At 51.5% G+C, this 328-nt stretch carries 1 rRNA gene; it reads right to left on the bottom strand.

From position 1 onward, the window contains the following. Positions 1-328, bottom strand: a 23S ribosomal RNA gene (locus ACTJK5_RS23130); the annotation flags it as partial.

Below are 328 nucleotides of genomic sequence, written 5' to 3'. Positions count from 1 at the left end.
GTTTCAGTTCCCTGCGTTCGCTTCTTACACCCTATGTATTCAGATGCAGATACCTCATTGCGATATCTAGAAACCTCTTTCGCTGAACCCTTGAACCCGATCTCCCGGGTGTCCTCTGTCCTCACGGCCGAAGGCCTGCGGACGGCGCGCCAAACGATTGGCGACGACCTGAAGGTCTGTATGGGAAGTCCCATGCAAACCAATAAGAAGACTATTCAAGTGTGCAGCAAAACAGATTTTCTAGATATCTGAGGTGGGTTGCCCCATTCGGAGATCCATGGATCAAAGCTTATTCGCAGCTCCCCACGGCTTTTCGCAGCGTATCACG

The organism is Agrobacterium sp. 22094, assembly GCF_052046015.1.
Lineage (GTDB): Bacteria > Pseudomonadota > Alphaproteobacteria > Rhizobiales > Rhizobiaceae > Agrobacterium > Agrobacterium cavarae.
The sequence above is the reverse complement of the archived record's forward strand: the minus strand, read 5'-3'. Positions and strand labels throughout refer to the sequence as shown.